Here is a 23716-nt window from a genome sequence, read left to right as displayed (position 1 = left end):
AATCAATATCCATTGAAAAATAGATTCAAACAAGCTCAGTTAAAACAAATCAAAAAAGTAGTAACTACGCTGTCGACTAGTTTAGACTTGTCTAAATTGGCTTATTTACCACGTTGGGTAGTCCTCTCCATCGACATCTGCATTTTGTTTATTTCAGCAGTCTGTACTTTCTTTTTATTGAAAGGCTTGACGCTTAATATCTACGAAGATGTTAGTGTTCCCTTTCGTTATGGCCTACTCGTGGCTGTTAATTCATTATTTTTTCTGCTATTTAGAACTTTTGCAGGAATTATAAGGCATTCCACTTTTATAGATGCAATTAAATTATTAGTTTCTACTTTTTTTGGATTTGGTACTTTATTGTTGATTAGTTCTACCAGTTATTTTTTTACTAGCAACAAAATCTATTTATTTGCTGAGCTCTTATTTAATTTTGTTTTAAACTTCTCGTTACTTTTGTTGTTTAGAATTTTAGTTAAGTCTGTATTTGAACGTTTTTTTTCCAAGTCTCAGAAATACAATTTAATCACGGCTTTGGTTTATGGTTCAGATGCCAATGCCATTGCTGTTGCTAATGCGTTAAAGTCTGAGGTACCGAGTCGTTTTAAACTTGTTGGATTTATCAGTCCGAGTAATAAAGGCATTTCAAAAACAATATTGGATGTTCCACTGATTCAAAAAAACAAACGAATTCCGGTCTTGTTACGATCCTATCAGGCTCAAGCCCTTATTTTGGCGGATAATCAAATGGGTATTGAAGACAAACGTTTTATTGTTGATGATTGTTTGGAAGCCGGTTTTAAAGTTTTTACCCTTCCGTTAATTTCAGATTGGGAAGATCAAAAAGAAATTTCCAGAAAAGTACAGACCTTAAAAATTGAGGATTTATTGGAGCGTAAACCTATTGTTTTAGATAAAAGTAAAATCGAGCAACAGTTACAAAAGAAGCGCGTTTTAGTCACAGGAGCTGCCGGTTCAATTGGCAGTGAAATAGTGCGGCAAGTATTAGCTTTTGAGCCTGATGAAATTATTTTGTTAGACCAAGCCGAAACCCCTTTGCATCATTTAAGCTTAGAGATTGAACAGCATAATCCTTCCGTTTTAATCCATTTAGTCATTAAAGATATTCGGAATTATGCGGCGATGGAAAAAGTCTTTCAGACTTATCTACCTCAAAAAGTGTATCATGCCGCTGCTTATAAGCATGTTCCTTTGATGGAGAAAAATCCGGATCAAGCGGTCCTTGTTAATGTCATGGGAACAAAGAACTTAGCTGATTTATCCGTCAAGTATAAAGTAGAAAAGTTTGTCATGGTTTCCACCGATAAAGCGGTAAACCCCAGTAATGTGATGGGCGCCAGCAAGCGTATTGCTGAGAAATACGTTCAATCGTTGTTCCATGCACAACGGCCATTTTCTGCTGACGGTGTTACGAAATTTATCACGACTCGATTTGGCAATGTTTTAGGGTCAAATGGCTCCGTGGTTCCTTTATTCAGTAAACAAATTGCTGAAGGAGGTCCCGTGACCATCACTCATCCGGAAATTATTCGCTATTTCATGACTATTCCTGAAGCCTGTCAATTGGTTTTAGAGGCAGGTGTGATGGGAAAAGGCGGTGAGATTTTTTTATTTGATATGGGAAAACCGGTGCGTATTATTGATTTAGCTAAGAAAATGATTCGGATGGCCGGTTTCAAGCCTGATATTGATATTAAAATTGCCATTACCGGATTGCGTCCAGGAGAGAAGTTATATGAGGAATTGTTACACAATGCCTCTAAAACATTGCCCACCTATCATGAAAAAATTACGATTGCTCAAGAACCAACAAGCGATTGCAAAAGAATTCCGATGATGGTTGACGAATTGATTACGCTCGCTCAAACCGGTTCAAATGTCCAAGTGGTGCAGTGTATGAAGGAAATTGTACCGGAATTTATTAGTAACAATTCTGAGTACGGTGTTTTAGACATCACCGCATAACTCTATGATTTACCCTACTATGGTTTCGCTTGAATCGCCTCTAGTGCATTAGGTTTTACTGTAAACACTGAAATTATTTTCTTAGTGCTTCAAATGAATATGGAAATGTTTTTTTTACTGTTTTACCGGTTGGATTTGAAGAGGATGAGTTTGTATAGAATAAAAGGTAATCGAGTTTAATTTCCAGACTATTTTTAAAATAGTTATGAATTATTAGAAGTTTATATTCATCGATTAAAAATAATTATAAAATCCTTTTATAGCAATTATAAAAGTTATTGAGCTCTTGAGTAACGAATAACCTAAATCAGTTGTTTATAGTTTAAGCGTATGCTGGTAAAATATAATTTATTCTATCAGAAATAGTAATTTTTTTCAAAACATTAATTTAGACGAAAGACTTGTTAGATTTAAAATCTGATGGCTTTTTTGTTTTAGATAGGGCATCTGATGAAAAGAATTAAAAGAAGACAACGTTAACGCGACATTTTTAGTATCTTACGAAGCGCTAACCAAGCGTAATTCCTCATTCAAAAATAACTTTGTTCGTTGTTTTTGCGGTAAGTCAATAAATTCAATTGAGTTGTACGCAATTATAACACTATTTTTTTCTTAAATTATTAACACGATATCGATTTCGTAAGTTATTTTTTCGTTAAGTAACCATTAATTTATTACATTTGTACCGCCCCACAGTTCTATCTAATTTCACTATTAGAGAGAACAAAATAGTATTTACAAAATAAACTTAGCCGTTATGAAAAATTTCTATTTTTGGGGAGCACTTCTTTTGTATCCCTCTTTTACGATTTCTCAAAACTTTTTTTGGATTGCATTTGTTCATTATTTTGAATGAGTAATTCTTATTGTTTAAAAAATATTAGAAAAAATTACACTTTATCTTCCTAGGTAATTATCTTCAAATTTAACAAACATAAAACCTTAATAAAAATATATCAATCACTTAATCGTCGGCATTATGAATAACTTTACTCACACGATTTTTACCAGAAGTAGAAATTCAATAAGCAAACTTATAGCAATTTTAGGATTATTAATTGCTGTTGCTATAAGTGGATTATCATACGGACAAACACAGCCTTCTATGGTTGTTAGAGGTTCCATTAATGGTTTTGGTAATAGTGCAATGACTTACAGAGCTTCACTAAATCAAACATGGATCACAACTATTCAAGCAACTTCTAGTAATTCAAATGCTGGTTTTTTATTTGCAAACAATAACTCATTCTCTCCTAAATGGTCTAGAGGTGATGCCGTTACAATCAATGCACAGACGGATTGGTATAACAATACAGGAGATGGAACTTACAATCAGGTAAATGGCCGTTTTTATACTTTTATAATAAGAGATGCAGCTAGTTTTACAAACACTAGAGGTTATTTATTTGAGACAACTGCTGCACCGGTTACGGTAAGTACTGTTAGTCAGTCCCCTATTGCTGCAAATGTCGTAACAGGCAATGCTGTCACCGTTACTGCGACTACTTCGGCCAATTTACCAACCGGGCAAGGTGTGTTTTTGAGATATTCTACAAATAATTTTAGTACATCTACAGTAGTAAATATGACAGGCTCTGGTACGTCGTACGCAGCTACAATTCCAGCTGCAACAAATACAGCAGGTGCTACTGTTGTTTATTATGTTTTCACGTCTGGTGGAACTGCCGCGATATCCTCTGCTGACGCAGATTTTGCAACAATCAACTTAAATAACAATAACGGCAGTAATTACAGTTATAATGTCACATCAATTACTCCCGCCATATCAGCAGTGTCAGCTGCTCCAAATAACGGAATTTCAACCAACGCATACAACGGAAGCACTATTACTTTAAACGGTACAAACTTAGCAGGAGTGACCTTGGTTACTCTTTCTTCAAACCCTGCAAATCCTATTACAATTCCTTCTAATGTTTCAAATACCGTTTTATCCTTTACACTTCCCAGTGGTTATAGTGGCACGGCAACAGTAAGTCATCCAACCAATGGAAGCAGTACCGCGAGTGCAACGAGTATCTCAAATATTGGTTTTATTTCTACTGGTTCTGGAGGTAATTGGAATGTTGGAGCTAGTTGGCTGGGAGGAACAGCACCGTCTGCATCAACAAATCTTGCTACCATTTCTTCAGGTGCGCCAATTACACTTAACACAAATATTGCGATAGCAAATTTGACAATCAATAGTAGCGGAATATTTACAGCTTCCGACGCTACCCCCCGAACAATCACCATTTCAAATGGTGGCTTAATAACCAATAACGGCATTTTTACAGCCGGTGATGGTACGGTTGCATTTGCAGGTTCAGCAACAGTTTCCGGAACGCTTACATTTAATAATGCAACAATAGCAGGCGGTGTCAACTTTGGAATCGGCTCTACAATTAGTGGTAACTTAACAATAAATCCAGGTGGTTTTGTAAGTACCAACGCTCCTACTTATAATTCTAGTGCTACTTTGCGATATAATACGGGTGGTCCATATGGCAGAGGCACGGAATGGTCTGCAACTTCTGGACGGGGTTATCCCCATCATGTTCAAATTTCCGGGAATACTACTTTAGACGTGCATAATGGCCAAGATACGCAACGACAAATAGCTGGTAATTTAACTGTAGATACAGGTTCTACTTTTACTACAAGTTCTATGAATGTAGCTGATCAACCTATTGGAGTGATAATTTTAGGCAATATAATTAATGACGGAACATTTACACTGGCTACTTCTGCTGACAGAGTTCGATGTGTAAATTTTAATAATAATAGCGGGGCGACAGCCACGCTTTCAACGGCTGTTGGGGGTGATTTAGAACTAACCGGTAATTTAATTGATAATGCAACCTTTAATGCGAACACAAGAGCTGTGTTTTTCACCGGTTCCGGAACACAAGACATTAGTGGTAGTGGTACATTTGCTATTGATTATATGGTGCTTAATAAGCCGAGTGGTACTGTACGTTTATTGAATAATTTATTGTGTGAAGGACCTAACGGAGGGAATGCAATCACTTTAACCAATACAACAGATATTCTTGATTTGAATGGTTTTACCGCTACATTTGGCAAGACAGTACCTTCACCTAATCAGGTGAATTCTGGTTTTGCTGGTAACGGTTTCATACGTGGAGGAGGAAATTCCTCAATAATTTTGTTAGGTGATGGTGTGATGGGTACTTTTCGTTTCGATCAAACTATACCAGGCACTACTAATGGCCTAAATAATTTAACCATAAATAGAACCGGTACAGCTAGTATTATACTTGGTAATCCTTTACTAATTAACAATACACTAACATTGCAAAGTGGTCAATTCATTATTGCTTCCAGTGAATTAACATTGCGAGGTCCAATTGTTAGAACCTCACCAGGAATAGTATCTCCTTCAACAGGTACAATTATTTTTAGTGGAGATTCACCTCAAACCATTCCTGCAGGTTCATTTAATTCCTTTTCTACTTTAACTATTTCCAATACCTCAGGTGTAACTTCAAGTCAAACCATTAGTGTGAGTAGTACTTTGAATGTAGACGGCATATTAAATATGCAAACTTTCGCACTCGGAGGTAATTTCTCTGTAACTTCAGGAATTGGTAAATTACGAACACAAAATAGTTCTTCGACTCCAATTCCTACAAATCGTACTTGGAATTTTGAAGTAGAGCTACATCGTAATGGCAACCAAACAGTGCCGGTTGGAACCTATTCTAACCTAACTTTAACTACAGGTGGTATTAAATCTATTGTTAATAGCGTTAACATATCTGGTGATTTGGTTGTTACGTCACCTGCTACTGCTTCGGTTGGGCAAAATATATCGTTTACAGGATCTTCCACACAAAACATAGCTGGATTAGCTTATAACAATATTGTATTTTCAGGAGTAGGCACGAAAACGTTCACCTCAAATGCTAGTGTGAGTTCACAATCTGTATTATCTTTTTCGGAAGAAAACATTGGTACAGTCGATTTCGATGGTACATCAGACGATTTAATTTTCGAACTCAAATCAGATATACAAGGTACTACTCAGGTTTCTAATTCAAATGGTTGGATTTTAAGCGGTAAGGTTGTGGCTCAACGTTTTATGCCTTCTAAACGAGCGTGGCGTTTGCTCACCTCACCACTTAAAGGAGCATCTAATTCAAGTATTTTTGAAAACTGGCAAGGTGTTGACCAAGAGGGTGTTTTACTTTGGCATCCTCAGGGAACTCCATCGAATGGTTTAACAGTTGGTCCACAACCGAACATTTGGAGTCATAACGGCACCAATTGGAATGCGGTTACGGATACAACGGTACCCAATAGTTTTTATAATGAGGAAAAAAACAATTCTTTTTTAGTTTTTCCCGTAGGACCTCATGGTTCTGGTAATATAGCGTACACTGATGATGCTTTTGAAACTACTCTTAAACCAAGAGGAAATTTAATTACAGGTGATGTCACCTACAACAATTTAACGGCCAATCGGTATCATTTAATTGGAAATCCTTATGCAAGTCCATTAAATACCGAATCTTTGAGTATGTCAAATCCTGATTTTACTTTTTGGTTATTAGATCCTAGTTTAGGAATTTTAGGTGGTTATTATACATTTAATGGTATTGAATGGACACCTCTTCCACCAAACGATTTTGCAGGTGAGCCTGATAATACATTTATACAAAGTGGTCAAGCTTTTTTTGTACGTTCAAGTACTTCGTCCTCTTTTGTATTTGAAGAAAGCCATAAAGAATACGGTAACTCTGATACTTGGTTTGAAAGATCTTCTATTCAAAATACAACAGACAATAAAATTAGAGTGCTATTGGATAAGCAAACAAACAATCAATGGCAACTAGCAGATGGTATTTTAAGTGTAAGTGGTAGTAATTATGCTAATGAAGTAAACCAGCAAGATGCATTAAAAGTTAGTAATTTTAATGAAAATATTCTTTTTCGTAACGGTACTTCTAATTTAGCTATTGAGTACTTAAACTTGCCAATATTGGAAACGATGCAGCCCATCCGTTTAACCGGAACATCGGCTATTAGCTATCGATTAAGAGTAAGAACTGAAGGTTATGTATTGTCCGATTTGCAACCAGTATTGCAAGATACTCAAACCGGCACCAACCACATTATTCCTACGGATGGTTCTACTATAGAAATTCCTTTTACAGGCGTTGTTTCCAATGCCAGTAACCCTGATGCTCGTTTTAGAATTGTTTATGAATCGGTTTTAAACATCGATCAGCCTACAGCGTCAAACTTTAGTGTGTATCCCAATCCGGTGGACAATGGACAATTTCACATCGATTTTAGAACTCTACCGAGTACAGCATCTTATACGATTAGTACCCTATTAGGACAACATGTTCAACAAGGAACCCTTACCGATACGCGAAACACGGTTTTCCTCACGCACCTTGAAAAAGGAATTTATCTGCTACAAGTTACCCAAGACGATAAGGTCATTACCAAGAAATTATATATACAATAAAAAACAACCGATTAACATGAAAAAACACATTAGCAATCTAATCACTACCGTTTATATCTTTTTATTTAGTTTAAGTGCTGCAAGTCTTTATGCCGATGATTTTGGCCCGGGTTTTCCTACTGGAAATGATCCCGGTCAAGAAGCACCAGCGACACCGATCGATGGTTGGGTGCCTTTTATGCTGATAATAGCAATAGGGATTGTGTTTTATTACACCCACAAAAAGAAAGAAGTAAAAAGTTGAGCCAAACTGCAGATTACTACCTTTGTGAATATTATTTTACAACGGTCACCAACAAGTTAGCACAGCGATTGCTTTACGTACATTTAACACTGCTAAGGATGCATTCTTTAGCAGTGTTTTTTATTTGGAAAACGTTTGTCTAATTGACGTTACAATTAAATAACGTTTCAAAATTATTTTTAATGAGCGATAATAGGTTTGCAAAGGTCAATTACTTTCTAACACAAAGCCGTTGCGTGTCGTTATTCCGTTCTCGCTTAGTAGGTTTTTTGCCACGATTACTCGAATTTTATCAAGAGTAAACGTGCTAATTTGTCATTTTTACTGAGAATTTGAATTAAATCGATTTATTATGCTAAAAATTCGTGCAGCAGGCACACTATTATTTCAAAATTTAATTGCATCCAACGGATTAATTCTGAGTAATTTACTACATTTCATTCAATAACAGCTCTGCTTTGCTTTAAAACAATACTATTCCAAATAAACAACAAAATAAATTTATTCGGTACTGTAAATGATTACGTTTGCAAAAATGTAGATAAACAATTCTATATCACTCCTCCAGCTAATTATTTTATTTAGAATAATTGCATCAAATCCTTAAAATTACCTAATGAAAAAAATGACTTTATGTTCTAAAGGAACGTTTTGTATTTCCTTGTTTCTTTATTTTTGTTTTAGCCTCAACGTTTCTGCTCAGTGTTCAGTCAATTTAGGTGCATCTTCTCACTTTACGCTCTTTACAGCAGATGGAGCAATTGGAAACACGGCAACATCGTCTGTCATTGGCGATATTGGCACCCATGTGGGTGCTATCACCGGCTTTGAAAATCCGACCGTAGTTAATGGCACAATTTATAGTCCAGGCGATTTAACCCAGCAAGCTTCGTTGGATTTAATCACGGCCTACAACGCGTTATTCGACACACCAACTACAAACAGTACCCATGCACCTGCTTTTGGGGGAAATGAAACGCTTTTTGCCGGAGTCTATTCCATTGGAGCAGCCGGATCAGTGGGAGGGACGCTTACTTTAGATGGTGGTGGAAATCCGGATGCATTTTTTCTCTTTCAATTTGGCGGTGCCTTTACTACAGGTGCTACTTCAACCCTAATTTTAACAAATGGAGCGAAAGCCTCCAATGTGTTTTGGCTCGCAGATGGAGCTATTTCGATGGCCGCTACCACGACAATTTCAGGCACATTTATTGCCAATGGTGCCATTTCGATGGGTGCGGGGGGTATTTTAAACGGTAGACTCTATTCGATTGCAGGTGCTGTTTCAATTGATTCTACACAAATCAACACAGATGGATTTGGTGTTGCTACCATTGCCAATGGGGATTGGGATCAAGTATCGACTTGGTGTACTAACACTATTCCAGCGGCAGGTGGGTCTGTTATCATCAAGCACAATGTTACTGTAAATACCGCTGTTGCGTTGCGTTCCATCGTAATTAATAGTGGTAAAACGTTAACCGCTTCCGATGCCACACCGCGCACAATGACTATTTCTGATGGTGGTTCAATTACCAATAACGGCACTTTTACAGCCGGTAACGGTACGGTTGCGTTTTCCGGTTCGGGAACGGTTTCCGGCACGGTCGCCTTAAATGATGTACTTATTGCAGGCGGAGTCGACTTTGGAGCGGCCTCCTCAATACATGGACTAGTTAATATCAATCAAGGCGGTTTTATCCATGGCAACGCTCCCACATACGGTTCAAGTGCTACTTTGCAATATAACGCAGATACAACTTCTGATTGGTCTTTAACAGCTGGTTCAGACTATCCCAATCATCTGCAAATTTCAGGTAACACCACCTTACATGTACACAACAACGCTCAAACACCACTACAACTAGCAGGCAATTTAACAATCGATTCCGGTTCTACTTTTACAGCCGGTTCATTGGATGTTGCAAATGAATCCATTGGTATTATTATTTTAGGTGATGTCATTAACAACGGAACATTTACCCTTGCAACTTCTGCCGATAGCGTTCAATGTGTTAATTTTACTACCCATAGCGGGGCGACTACTACTTTATCCGCAACTTCGGGAGGTGATTTAGTACTAAAAGGTAACTTCATAAATAATGGTACTTTTAACGCTAATGCAAGAGCCGTTTTTTTTACCGGCTCAGGAACACAAGATATTAGTGGAAGTGGAGCAATTTCCATTGATTATCTGGCGGTTGATAAATTGAATGGCACCGTTAGGTTGTTAAACAACTTACTTTGTGACGGTCCAAACGGCGGGAATGCCCTTACGTTAACCAACGCAACAGCTATTTTAGATTTAAATGGTTTTACCGCTACGTTTGGTAAGGCAGGTGTGGCATCTGGTTTTTCAGGTGATGGATTTATAAGAGGTGGTGGCAACTCTTCGTTGTTCTTGCTTGGTAGCGGTGCCATGGGAACTTTGCAAATCGACAACTCCATACCCGGTACCGCTAATGTTTTAAATAATTTAACCATCGATCGAACAGTTTCAGGTGGTGTTATTTTAGGAACACCAATTTCAATCTCAGGTGATTTAACAGTTCTCAACGGTACTGTGACTACGCCTACCTTAATGACTTTTAACGGCTCTTTCCCGCAAAACATTGCCGGTTTGGCCTACAACGACATCGCGTTTTCCGGAGCAGGAGCAAAGACCTTTACTTCGCATGGTGCAGTAGGCTCTACCGCTGCGGTTACTTTTACGGGAACGCCCGGCACTGTTGATTTTGACGGAGCTTCAAATGATTTGATTTTTGAATTGAAATCCGATGGCAGTGGCACAGCACGAATTGGAGATGCCACCGGTTGGGCGTTAAACGGGAGGGTAAATGCTGAGCGTTACATTCCCGCTAAACGTGCTTGGCGATTACTTACTTCACCGCTCAAAGGAAGTTCTGAGAACAGTATTTTTGCCAATTGGCAGGGAATAGTTGGGGAAGGTTTATTGCTTTGGCATCCGCAAGGTGGTGGAGCAACCGGTTTGGCAGTTGGGCCCCAACCTAACATTTGGAGTTACACTGGCGGCAGTTGGACTGCTGTTACGAATACCAATTCGACCAATTTATTTGAAACAAACAATGGTAATGCTTTTCTGGTATTTGCTGCCGGAACGCACGGAAGCGAAAACATTTCATCCGGTGCTGCGGTAGCGACAGTGAAGGCAACGGGTGAATTAATCACGGGAGTTGTCACTCATACGTTATCGGCTAATCAATTCAAATTAATTGGTAATCCGTATGCGAGTCCGATTGATACAGAGGCAATGTTAGCAGACATAGCTAATTCTGGTTCTAAAATTTGGTTATTAGATCCAACAACTGGTTTAGGTGCTTATGTTACCTACGACGGCCAAAATTGGTCTTCCACAACTTCAGGAAATGACAGATTTATCCAAAGCGGTCAAGCCTTTTTTATCAGAAGAAATTCAGATAGTTTCACTGTAAAAGAAACGCACAAAGTTGCCGGAAACAGCAATACTTGGTTTGCAAGAAATGCAAACAACATAACCAATTCCGAAAGCTCCGATAAAATTCGTGTGTTACTTTACAAACAAGTGGCTAATAACTGGCAATTTTCCGATGGAGCGTTAGCTGTTAATTCAAGTAATGGTAATAACGAAGTGGACGATACCGATGCGGGAAAAATCTCGAATTTCAACGAAAGCTTATCCTTTAGAAATGGTACTACTAATTTGTCTATAGAATATAGAGCTTTACCAGAAGAAGGAGACACACAACCGATTCGTTTAACGGCTACAACAGCAAGTCCTTACCAATTGCGTTTGTATGTAGAGCATTACAGCAACAGTGCCTTGCAACCGTCTTTAGAAGATACACAAACCGGCACAACCTATGCCATTCCGCTTGATGGTTCAGAGGTGATTGTACCTTTTATAGGTGTGGTTTCTGATGCCAGCAACCCGGACAATCGTTTTAGAATTGTTTATCAACCTACGTTAAACATCGATCAGCCTACAGCGTCAAACTTTAGTGTGTATCCTAATCCGGTGGACAATGGAGAATTTCACATTGATTTTAAAACCCTACCGAGTACAGCAACGTATTCGATTAGTACCCTATTAGGACAACACGTGCAAAAAGGAACCTTAACCGATACGCAAAACACGGTTCTCCTCACTCACCTTGAAAAAGGTATTTATTTGCTACAAGTTACCCAAGACGATAAGGTCATTACCAAGAAATTATATATACAATAAATAACAACCGATTAACATGAAAAAACACATTAGTAATCAAATCACCACCATTTATGTCTTTTTATTTAGTTTAAGTACGATAAGTCTTTATGCCGATGATTTTGATCCAGGTTTTCCGATTGGAAATGACCCCGGTCAAGAAGCACCAGCGACACCGATAGATGGTTGGGTGCCTTTTATGCTAGTTGTAGCGATTGGACTTTTGTTTTATTACAATCACAAAACGAAATCCATAAAAAATTAGTACAAAAACGACTTTGCTTATTTTTATACTATTATTTTGTTGATGTTAACAAATTGTTACTAAGCAATTCCCTTAAAATAGAATTAACACTACTAAAAAATTACATTTTTAGCAGTGTTTTTTTTTGATGGGTAAATTTGTTTTTAACTAGTGTAACAATCAAATTGTATGACACAATTATTTTTAGCGAGTGATTGTTGCTTTCAAATGTTGAACTTTTTTTGTCATTCCGAACTAATTTAGTTGCTAAAATTTTTTCCATTTCAACACATCAATCATTTTTTTTAACAAATGTGTTTATTTGTTTACACTCAAAAAAAATAAAAAGATTTTTAATTAAGGATAAAGCAATTGTTTTACCTGAGGCGATTACAGCATGATAATATGTTGTAATTGAAGGCATAGAATTTAGCTGTTAATGAAATAATTAAGTATTCATATACAAACTATTGTAACAATATTTTTTCCTATTGATGGCAATATTTCACATTTATTTTGAAACAACATGATTAACTTTTTTTTATTTTTTTGTTAACGATATGGTAATTTAGGATATGAAAAAAAGTGGTTTTTTAATTTTTTGATGAACGAGCGTTTAAAGTGTTTTAGTTTGTATTTAAAACGCACAGCAATGATAGCATTTCTATATTCAAAACAAAAATACAAACACAACTAAAAGAATTACAGCATACAATGTAGATTTTAAATTTATTAATTATAAGACAATTATGAAGAATTTTACTTTTTTAAATGCATTACTACTGCGAAGGTATGTTGCATTATGCGTTTTTTTGATGTCCTTGCAGATGGGATGGGGGCAATATAATGGCACAGGTACTTTTACTAAAATTACCTCAATTGGTGCTTTAAGTGATGGCTACTACGTAATTGTCAATAGCGGAGATACTTTTGCTATGAATAATTCCTACGTAGCTTCAACTTATTTAGACAGAGTTTCTGTTTCTCCTGCAGCTAATACTCTTACAAATCCCTCTTCAGCGATTGTTTGGAAAATTGAAACAAACGGTGGAGGTAGGACAATATATAATGAAGGAATTCAAAGGTATGTTTCCTACACCGGAACAGCTAATAATGTTCAAATTGTTACTAATGTAGCAACAAATAATCAAAGATGGAATATAACTTACTCTAACAATCTTTTCAATTTTGCAAATTTACAAGTCACAGCAAGAATATTGCAGTACAATGCGTCATCGCCTAGATTCGCTTGCTATACTTCTATTCAGCAAAGATTTCTTCTCTATAAAATGGAAACTGTGGTTTCACCAACAATTTCCACAACAGGAACGCTTTCCGCAATATCAACGACTTATGGAACCGCTTCTTCCAATACAATTTTTAATGTTTCAGGTGCTAACATGACCGCTGGTATTGCAATTAATCCGCCAGTTGGTTTTCAAGTGTCAACTACGTTAGATTTCTCTTCAAATGTTGGTAATAACGGCTTTCCGATCACAGTTGGTGCGGCTGGAACTATTGCTAGTACACCAATATATGTGCGTTTAGATGCAGCGACGGTTCCTGGATTGTATTCTGGTAATGTTGTTTTAAGCAGTCCAGGTGCCACTAACGTCAATGTTGCAACGGTTTCAAGCACTGTCAGCACCAAAAACTTGACTATTTCAGGACTTATTGGAGCTAATAAAGTTTACGACGGAAATACAACCGCTACTACTACAGGAACCGCTTCATTGGTCGGAATAGTTGGAGGCGATGTGGTTTCGCTAGCAGGAACGCCGATTTTTAGTTTCACAACTGCAAGTGTTGGAAACGGAAAATCAATTACGACTGCTGGTTACACGCTATCTGGGACACATGCTGCTCGTTATACGCTTTCGCAACCAACTGGTTTAACCGCAAACATTACCCCAAAAGCATTAACCATAACAGCAAATAATGTTACCAAAACAGCTGGAGTCTTACTTTCTGGTGGTTCAGGTTCAACGGCTTTTTCAAGCGATGGCTTGGTAGGAAGTCAAACTATCGGGAGTGTTTCAATAGCCTACGGAAGTGCGGGTGCAACCACAGGTGATGGAGCAACTCCAGGGACTTATTTGAATCAAGTTACTCCTTCAAACGCTGTTGGTGGTACATTTTCAGTAGCCAATTACAATATTACTTATATAACTGGGACTATTACTGTTGAAGCGCCGCCTTCGGAACCGACCATGTTAGTTTCTGGAGAACTTGTTGCTCTATCTACTATCTATGGCACACCTAGTACTGCAACTAGTTTTACTGTATCTGGTGCTGCGATGAATGAGGGAATTACAATCACTCCACCGGTAGGTTTTGAAGTAGCAACCTCCTCTAATTTTTCAACTACAATCGGCACAAATAGTTTCCCGTTAATCATTGGAAGTGCGGGAATTATTCCTAATACAACAATTTACGTGAGATTAAGAGCTGTTGCAACAGTAGTAGGTTCACCTTACGCAGGAAATATTACGTTAACAAGTTCGGGGTCTCCTTCTGAAATTGTAGCAACGATTGCGAGTGCAGTGTCTGCAAAAAATCTAACTATTTCTGGTTTAACAGCGTCTAATAAAACATACAATGCATTACTAGATGTTAGTGTTACGGGAACGCCAATTTATGATGGTTTGGTTAATGGAGAATCTTTTACTGTCACTGGTTCACCCACATGGTCTTTTGCAACAAAAACTATTGGTAATGGCAAGGTATTAAATCTCTCTGGAACCTATTTGACTCCGTCAACTAATTATTTGGTAACACAACCAAGTTTAACGGCAAACATAACCGCCAAAGAGTTAACTGTTGGCGGTGCCTCTGTTCAAAATAAAATGTATGATGCCAATACAACAGCAGTAGTTATAGGTGCAACTTTGGTTGGTGTAGAGAGCGGAGACACTGTTTCATTATCTGGCAACGGAACATTTGCAAGTGCTAATGCTGCCAACGGAATTTCGGTTACGACCAGTTTTACCTTAAGTGGACCTGATGCAAGCAATTATATAGTAACACAACCTAGCGGTTTAACGGGCAATATTACCCCAAAAGCACTCTCTATAATAGCTAACGATGTAACTAAAGAAGTTGGAACAACTCTTACTGGAGGTTCTGGCTCAACAGCGTTCACATCAACTGGTTTGATATCGGGTCAAACTATAGGCTCTGTTACTATTGCTTATGGAACTGGTGCCGAAGCCGGAGCTGCAGTTGGTACTTACAGCAATCAGGTATTTCTTTCTGCTGCAACAGGTGGTACATTTTTGGCTTCTAATTATTCGATAACTTATGTTGCAGGAAATATAATAGTTCAAAATACCACTTCTATAGTGTTAACAAATATGGGTTCTGCAGTCGTTGAAGATTTTGATAGCATGGAAAGTTCTGCTACTGCAAGTCTTCCAATAGGTATTCGTTCAGGTAATGATTTTACTATGGCAACAAGCAGTACAACACTTGCATACGGTACTTCAGGTACGAATAGTGTAACTGGGACAAGTTCTGGCGGAATAATAAATTGGGCGAATGGCGTTACAGCATCAGCTCTGGATCGAGCAATCGGATTTTTAAATACAGGTTCTTTTACAAGTCCAAGATTTATTGTTGTTTCTATTCTAAATACTACGGAGAATACTATAAACTCTTTAGAAATTGACTGGGATTATGAAAAATATCGTTCTGGAAGTAGGGCTTTTGATTGGACTTTCTTTCATGGAAATGACGTTAGTCCTTCTATTGCCGCAACGGAGGGTAATCAATCATATAGTGCTGACGCAAATAACACAACTGTTTTTAATCCTCCAACAGCAATATCAAAAACGGTTATTTTAAATAACTTATCTATTGAGGCTGGTCAGCGATATTATTTTCTGTGGACCTTTACTGGAAATGGCGGATCAAGTAATGGTCAAGGTATTGGTATAGATAATTTATCAATCAAACCTTGTAGAACAACTTCCATAACTTCTCAACCTTCTGCAACCGCTCAAAGCACTTGTATTAATGGTACTGCTTTTAGTCCACTTTCTGTAACAGCGAGTGGTACTGATTTAGTATTTCAATGGGAGCAAAGTACTGATGGTGTTACAGGTTGGATTGCTGCAGTAGGTGGAACAGAAAGTACTACAAATTCATTTACACCATCTAATGTTACTGCAGGTACAAATTATTATCGTTGTATTATCACCAATGGTTGTGGAGAGATTGCTAGTAGTGAGGTTTCTGCAGCTATAACCGTTTCAAACAACAACAATTGGATTGGTACTAGCGGTTTATGGAGCGATGGTGCCAATTGGTCATGTGGTAGTATTCCTTTAGCTACATCAAACCTAACTATATCCAATGGCACTCCAACTCTCGATCTTGACTTTGTAGTTGGCTCTTCGGGGTCGTTAATTTTAGAAGGAACAGCATCGTTACTTATTGCTTCAAATGCATCTTTGACGATAGCGGGTGAAGCAAACTTTAATAATAGACCTATTACAATACGCTCAAATGCTACCGGCACAGCCTCTATTGGCCACGTGACAGGAACATTGACTGGTGCAACCAACGTAACGGCAGAACGCTACATCCCTGCTAAACGAGCATGGCGACTGTTAACCTCACCGTTGAAAGGAGAAACCAACACGAGTATTTATGAAAATTGGCAAAATAACGGTGTGGTTGCTGCGGGTACTGGATTGCTATTATGGGGACCCCAGGGTGGTGGATCAAGTGGTTTGGGAACAGGGCCACAAACAAACATTTGGCGTCATGCCGGAACAACTTGGGTTCCTATTGTTAATTCTTCCAATACGGATTTATTTGAACTCGATAGTAATAATGCTTATTTAGTATATGTTACGGGACCTTATGGAAGTGACAATATTACATCCGGTGCTACAGCAACAACTTTTGACGCAACGGGATCTCTAATTACAGGTGATGTTATTCATACCATAAATGGTAATCAGTTTAGATTAATTCCAAATCCTTACGCTAGTCCATTAAACACAGAAGCATTGGTTAGCAGTAATACCGGCTCTAAAGTTTGGATGTTAGACCCCACCATCGGTTTGGGAGCGTATGTAACGTATGATGGTCAGAATTGGTCTACACCAACACCGGTTGGTAATGATAAATATATCCAAAGTGGTCAAGCCTTCTTTGTTAGAACAAACGTTGGTAATACCTTTAATATTCGCGAAGTGCATAAAGTTGCCGGAAATAGTTCAACCTGGTTTGAAAGAGATGCAAACAACATAACCAATTCAGAAAGTACCGACAGAATTCGTGTTTTACTTTATAAACTAGTGGCTAACAATTGGCACTATGTAGATGGAGCATTAGCGGTTAATTCAAGTGATGGTAATAATGAAGTGGACGATATTGATGCGGGAAAAATAGCGAACTTTAACGAAAGCTTATCCTTTCGCAATGGCACTACTAATTTGTCGATTGAGTACAGAGCATTACCAGAAGAGGAGGATGTACAACCTATTCGTTTAACGGCTACTACAGCAACCCCTTATCAAATCCGATTATATGTAGAGCATTACAGTAACAGTGCTATGCAACCCTTTTTAGAAGATACGCAAACCGGCACCTTAACGGCTATCCCTACCGATGGTTCAGAAGTAATTGTTTCTTTTACAGGCGTTGTTTCGAATGCCAGCACTCCGGATAATCGTTTTCGAATTGTTTATGAATCGGTTTTAGATATCGATCAGCCTACATCGTCAAACTTTAGTGTGTATCCCAATCCGGTGGACAATGGACAAGTCCATATCGATTTTAAAACACTTCCGAGTGCAGCATCGTATTCGATTAGTACCCTATTAGGACAACACGTGCAAAGAGGAACCTTAACCGATACGCAAAACACGGTTTTCCTAACACACCTTGAAAAAGGAATTTATTTGGTGCAAGTTACCCAAGACGATAAGGTCATTACCAAGAAATTATATATACAATAAAAAACAACCGATTAACATGAAAAAATACATTAGTAATCAAATCACCACCGTTTATATCTTTTTATTTAGTTTAAGTACGATAAGTCTTTATGCCGATGATTTTGGTCCGGGTTTTCCTATTGGAAATGATCCCGGTGAAGAAGCACCAGCGACGCCGATCGATGGTTGGGTGCCTTTTATGCTGGTCATAGCACTAGGGCTTTTGTTTTATTACACCCACAAAAAGAATGAAGTAAAAAGTTAATCTAAACTATAGATTAATACCTTTGTGAACATTATTTTACAGCTGTTACCAACAAGTTAGTATAGTGATTACTTAACGTACACTTAACACTGCTAAGGATGCATTCTTTGGCAGTGTTTTTTATTTGAGAGGAGCCACTTTTGCGTGCTTGAAAGAAAATCTATCCAGTACAAAATCTGTTTGATTACCAAATTGCTGTCATTTTAAATTAAAAATCAATTTTTTACACAATTAACCATCTTACTTTTTTGCAAAATACTTTGTATTAGCTTTGACGATTACTGTTATTATTTTTAACATAGAAGAGTAAAAAATTTAATTTATCCAACGGTAGAACACATGCAAAGCCATGACTTAAAGTATCCTTCTTTATGAATAAGCAATAGGGTTACCTTACTCTTGCTGAACGTAAGTTATCATTTTCATCTGCCTATTATCAACTATAAATCGCCGTAATGAACAGACTATTTGCCATTATTTTTGCCGTTTTATTGCTTTTACTGCTTTCTTTTTTATTGCTTCTATGCTTACTCTTGGCTGCAGTCGATACGCAATCTAACGGTTTGTTTTTTCAAAAACGAATAGGGAGATACGGAAAGCCTTTTACGGTTTATAAACTAATGACCATGCATGCAAAAACCGGTCATAAATCGATCTTTGGCACTTGGTTGCGCAAAACTAAAATAGATGAGCTACCACAGTTAATAAATATTATCAAAGGCGACATGTCTTTTGTTGGGCCGAGGCCGGATGTGGCGGGCTATGCGGATCAATTAACGGGTTCAGATTGCCTTCTATTGTCTGTGCGGCCCGGTGTGACTGGATTAGCTTCTTTAAAGTATAAAAATGAAGAAGCTCTTTTAGCCAAACAAACAGACCCCAAACAATATAATGACGAGGTTATATGGCCGGATAAAGTGCAATTGAATAACTGGTATGTAAAAAACAAAACGTTAAAAATGGATTTAGAAATAATTTTTTATACCCTTTTACCGATTGATTTTGATGTGGATAAGTATAGGAATAGCAAAAGCATATAGTTTATTTATTTTTCACTCATTTTCGACTGCAATTTAAGTACATTAAAAATTTATATTCTTTTTTATTCATTTATTTCTGACTTTACATAAAGTAAAAATCTACTTGATCAATAGCTTGTTATCACAATTAGTGCTTTTATTTTAATTATGTAATCGATTTTTTTTACAATAAGGCAACTTTTTCTGTTAAAAAAGCATATAAACTAGTTTCGCATCGGTTTTTTTTATTGTTCTGCCGTCGGCAGTTTTTTGATTTTAACACTACCACCAGCTTATCAATGTTTATTTATGCATGATTACTGGTGGTTTTAAAAACAATTTAGACTCAAAAAAGAAACTGTTAAGTAAGCTTAATTTTTTAGTCATAATTTTAAATTAAATCTTACTTAATTTTTTTTAGCACATTTTTTTTCGGCCGTTGCAGTTTTTGAGGGATGTGGGGCATTCGTTCATGCTAACTTGTAACGGCCTTTTTTTATGGGTTGATTTGAGATTTTTACAACGATTTCGGAAGGTATAACGTAACCTCAATAATTGTTATTGGGTGATAATGCTAAAGATTGTATAATTTATGATTTTGTTTCTACATCTGGAAGCGTTTTTTAATTAAGGTATGATGTTTAAAAAAGGTGTCCTTCTTATTCTGTTTTCTCATTTGGCCTCCTTATACGGTCAGAATAGTTTGGTTTATGAAACTTATTACCAAAAATTTGAAAAAGTTCAATTTTCGGATCCCCATCGATCAAAAAAATACTTAGATTCCATTTTAGTACTTCCAAAACTTGCTGATAGTTTAACTGCCAAAACGTATAACAATTTGGGTATTTATCATGCGGTAATAGGTGACTATCCTGAAGCTATTGTGTATTTTAAAAAGGCACTCACGTTTGATAAAAAAATTTTGAAAGTGGTTCAGGCTAACATCCTTTGTAATATTGCCAATACGCAAAAAATGCAAGGTAAATTTGATTTTGCACTGCAGAATTATAACCAGGCCAAAACAATCTATACACTTTTAGAAGATAAAAAAAATATTTTTAAAGTTGACAGCGAATTGAGTTCAGTTTACTACAGTAAATATGATTTTCAAAATGCATTGTCTATTTCCGTTGAATTAATCGATAAATTGGAGGATTTTGGTGACGAGCGATTAATTAATATCCAACGTTTGCGCTATGCCAATATTTTATTTAATGTAGGCGATTTTGATCAGGCTATCCTAGAATATAAAAAAACACTACCTTATTTTAGTAAGGACATCGAAAACAATATTCAAAATCGGTACGTTGCTCTGATGAATATCGGTGAATGTTACAGCGAACTCAATAATGCTGCCGCCTTATCTAATTTTGAACAGGCTTTGGTTGGTTTTAAAGAAATGGCCGATTCAAGGAATGAAAACATATGCTTAAGTAGGATTGGCAAATTTTATAACCGACAAAAAAACTATTCAAAAGCATTGCCCTATTTAAGAAGTTCGTTTGAATTCATGTATGCTAATCAATCTTACTTTTCAACAGAAATTTTTTCTTTTTACATGCGTACATTACTTCAACTTAATGAAGTGGATAAGAGCAAGGCATTGCTTCAACTGGACGTGCATGTGATGTTATCTAATTCAAACGTACAAGAGAAAATTTTTTATTATGAAACGCTAGTGCTTTTAAGTGAAAAGGTTCGTGACAAAACAGCTGAATATCGTTATTTAAAGATTTTACAAAACCTTTACGCTGAAAGAGAGAAAGACAACACCTTTGAAGAATTACAGAAAAAGTTAAATCAGTTTAATGTAGCTAATGAAATAGCGAAGAATAAAAATTTAGAATTAAAATTATTTACTTTAAAACTTCAAAATACGATTGTAATTATTTCCGCTCTTTTTTTGATTTTGGCTGTTATTTTTTTAATCGACAAGCATAAAAGGAAGACCAAAATCCATGAGCTATCGGTATTTCAATTAACGCAAGAGAAGGATTTGATGCAACGGAACAATGAACTTAAAGATATTCAATTACACTTAGAGCTAGATTTAAAAAAAGCAAAAGAGCGAGAATTAACCGCTTTACAATTAAAAGTTTTTCAAATCAAATCGAAAGTGACAGCCTTTTTGCAATCAAATGATTTAAAATTGGAAACTAAAGTAGCCGCAAAAGTAGTTTGCAAGGTAGAATCATTTTTTGAGAACGAAGATTACTGGCGCGAATTTGAATTACGATTTACCAGTATGCACCCAACTTTCATCGGTTTGATTCGCTCAAATTTCCCACTACTAACAAAAAAAGATATTGACTTTTTAATTCTAATTAAGTTAAATTTAAGCAACAAAGAAATAGCGACATTGATTAGTATATCGTATGAAAGTGTGATTAGTAAAAGATACCTACTCCGAAAGAAAATGGATTTTATTACTGATAATGAGTTGGTTGTGTTTTTAGATGCATTATAAATTCTATATTTTTTCTATATCTCGCAACTAAACTTTTGATATAATTTTACAAAAATTTATAATTAAACCTATGAAAAAAAGTATTTTAATTCAGTTCAAGAAAATGTTGTTTTTTCTTGCCTTCTTCAGTTGCTTTGCTGCATTTGCACAAACTACTACTTTTTATAATTTTAATACCCCTGGGGATTTAACAACGTATTTTACAAGAGGAAATACGAGTCCTACACTAATTACACAGTCACCCAATACCGGTATCGGAGGTAGCGGTGCTGTATTTATCGGAAATCAGGCAGCTAATGAAGTTTATACGACCAAACAAGGGTATTCAAACGGAGGAGTTGGTTCTGTTTATGAGTTTAGTACTTTTATTAAAAGTGAATTTAATTCCGGTTATAGCGCTATTGGTTTCACTTCTTTACCTAATCAGCCGCACGCCACTAATGGTAATCCCTCCATTTGTTTAGGTGTATCGGTACATGGTGGTGGTTTTATCTTCTATAACAACTCAACCTCAAGTTTCGGAAATTGGACATCCGGGGGTATTGTAAATGCGAGTGTTAATGATTTACTTAATAATGGGTCACCTGATAAATGGTACAAAATTATTCTAAAAATTACGGCACAAGCTAATAATAATTATCATTTACAAGTAGAAATATGGCCTTCCAATGCAAATGGCGTTTTGTTGCATTCAACCGCATCTGCGATACATACCAGAACTTATCAAAATAACAATATTGGAAATTCAACGGTATTATATTCTTATTTTGGTTTTGGTGGTTACAGGGTTTCTAATTTTGATAATTATGCTTTAAATCTTCAAGGTTCTACAGTTATTGACGCAGGAGCTCCGGTAGTTGTTAATGGTACAGCCGTTTTGAGTCCAATTTTAAATAACTCCATTGATATTGAAGGCAATGTTACTGATGATAGAGGAATTACAGTAACCGAGAAAGGTTTTGTTTGGAACACAAGCGGCACTCCGACTGTTTCGGATAACAAAATAGCTTACGGAAGCGGTTTAGGTTCTTTTAATGGAACGATTAATAATTTAGCACCCGGTACTTATTATTTACGAGCTTATGCTATTAATGCAAATGGTGTAAGTTATGGAACAGAACGCATTGTGATTGTTCCCACACAAGAGGGTGAGATTTTTACTACTACCTCAAATTTGGACTTTAACTTGTGCCCAGATAGCAGTGAATTAGTTAAAACGTTTACTGTTTCGGCAACCGGGATTGGTTCAAATATAAGTTTAAGTGGAGTAAATGGTTTTTCATATTCCTTGGATAACAATAACTTTTCATCTACTTTAACAATTAATTCTGTTTCAGGACAAGTAAATACCACTACTGTCTATGTGAAATTTTTGAACAGTAATTCATCCTCGAATGGTATTTTAACTTTAAGTGCAACAAATGCCTTAGGTCGTTCCATAGCACTCAATGGTGTAGTTCTTTCGACTAGTATTAATTCTCAACCTACAGTCACAAATCAAACTGTATGTAGAAATTCTACACCACAGACCCTTTCAATAACTGCAAATGGTGCTACTGCTTTTCAATGGTTCCAGAACAGTTCTGACAGCATAACTGGTGCTACTTTAATTAATGGTGCTACTTCGACTAGTTATACTTTGCCTAATAGTAATGCCGGCACGGTATATTATTTTGCTAGAATTACATTTGGTGATTGTGCGACATTGGATAGTAACATTGTAAGTCAAACAGTACTTTCAACTGTTGGCAACATCAGTTGGATTTCGGGTCCTTCTGTATTATCGGCTGAATCTACCGTAGCTACTTATTCGGTTACTGCTGTAAGTGGAGCTACGAGTTA

The 23716-nt window shown here is 36.7% G+C and carries 10 protein-coding genes; all 10 read left to right on the top strand.

Annotation, left to right across the window (positions count from 1 at the left end; all coding sequences use genetic code 11):
• Positions 1–12: 12 nt before the first annotated feature.
• A complete protein-coding gene (locus B0I10_RS10610; protein WP_112086494.1) occupies positions 13–1986 on the top strand; it encodes a polysaccharide biosynthesis protein in 1974 nt (657 codons plus the stop codon).
• Positions 1987–2965: 979 nt separating this feature from the next.
• Complete coding sequence (locus tag B0I10_RS10605) at positions 2966–7483, top strand: T9SS type A sorting domain-containing protein (protein ID WP_112086493.1); 4518 nt, start codon at positions 2966–2968, stop codon at positions 7481–7483.
• Positions 7484–7499: 16 nt separating this feature from the next.
• Entirely contained in the window at positions 7500–7727 is a 228-nt protein-coding gene (locus B0I10_RS10600) for a hypothetical protein (RefSeq protein WP_112086492.1), read from the top strand.
• A 616-nt stretch (positions 7728–8343) separates the two neighbouring features.
• On the top strand, positions 8344–11952 hold the full coding sequence (locus B0I10_RS10595; protein WP_112086491.1) for an ice-binding family protein: 3609 nt from the start codon (positions 8344–8346) through the stop codon (positions 11950–11952).
• Positions 11953–11968: 16 nt separating this feature from the next.
• Positions 11969–12196 carry a hypothetical protein gene (locus B0I10_RS10590; protein WP_112086490.1) on the top strand — a complete coding sequence of 76 codons (228 nt, stop codon included), beginning with the start codon at positions 11969–11971 and terminating at the stop codon, positions 12194–12196.
• A 728-nt stretch (positions 12197–12924) separates the two neighbouring features.
• Entirely contained in the window at positions 12925–18144 is a 5220-nt protein-coding gene (locus tag B0I10_RS10585) for a YDG domain-containing protein (RefSeq protein ID WP_112086489.1), read from the top strand.
• 16 nt (positions 18145–18160) lie between these two features.
• Positions 18161–18388, top strand: coding sequence for a hypothetical protein (locus B0I10_RS10580; protein ID WP_112086488.1), 228 nt, complete (start codon positions 18161–18163; stop codon positions 18386–18388).
• Between the two features lie 455 nt (positions 18389–18843).
• Positions 18844–19428 carry a sugar transferase gene (locus B0I10_RS10575; protein ID WP_112086487.1) on the top strand — a complete coding sequence of 195 codons (585 nt, stop codon included), beginning with the start codon at positions 18844–18846 and terminating at the stop codon, positions 19426–19428.
• 613 nt (positions 19429–20041) lie between these two features.
• A complete protein-coding gene (locus tag B0I10_RS10570) occupies positions 20042–21874 on the top strand; it encodes a transcriptional regulator (protein ID WP_112086486.1) in 1833 nt (610 codons plus the stop codon).
• Between the two features lie 70 nt (positions 21875–21944).
• Positions 21945–23716, top strand: a 1772-nt coding sequence (locus B0I10_RS10565) for an Ig-like domain-containing protein (RefSeq protein WP_220086204.1), incomplete at its 3' end; no start/stop codon positions are given.

The sequence above is a fragment of the Flavobacterium lacus genome, assembly GCF_003268815.1.
Lineage (GTDB): Bacteria > Bacteroidota > Bacteroidia > Flavobacteriales > Flavobacteriaceae > Flavobacterium > Flavobacterium lacus.
The sequence above is the reverse complement of the archived record's forward strand: the minus strand, read 5'-3'. Positions and strand labels throughout refer to the sequence as shown.

Excerpts from the sequence above, each read along its gene's own strand:
- B0I10_RS10605 (WP_112086493.1), top strand. The coding sequence starts at position 2,966 with ATGAATAACTTTACTCACACGATTTTTACCAGAAGTAGAAATTCAATA.
- B0I10_RS10600 (WP_112086492.1), top strand. The coding sequence starts at position 7,500 with ATGAAAAAACACATTAGCAATCTAATCACTACCGTTTATATCTTTTTA.
- B0I10_RS10595 (WP_112086491.1), top strand. The coding sequence starts at position 8,344 with ATGAAAAAAATGACTTTATGTTCTAAAGGAACGTTTTGTATTTCCTTG.
- B0I10_RS10590 (WP_112086490.1), top strand. The coding sequence starts at position 11,969 with ATGAAAAAACACATTAGTAATCAAATCACCACCATTTATGTCTTTTTA.
- B0I10_RS10585 (WP_112086489.1), top strand. The coding sequence starts at position 12,925 with ATGAAGAATTTTACTTTTTTAAATGCATTACTACTGCGAAGGTATGTT.
- B0I10_RS10580 (WP_112086488.1), top strand. The coding sequence starts at position 18,161 with ATGAAAAAATACATTAGTAATCAAATCACCACCGTTTATATCTTTTTA.
- B0I10_RS10575 (WP_112086487.1), top strand. The coding sequence starts at position 18,844 with ATGAACAGACTATTTGCCATTATTTTTGCCGTTTTATTGCTTTTACTG.
- B0I10_RS10570 (WP_112086486.1), top strand. The coding sequence starts at position 20,042 with ATGATGTTTAAAAAAGGTGTCCTTCTTATTCTGTTTTCTCATTTGGCC.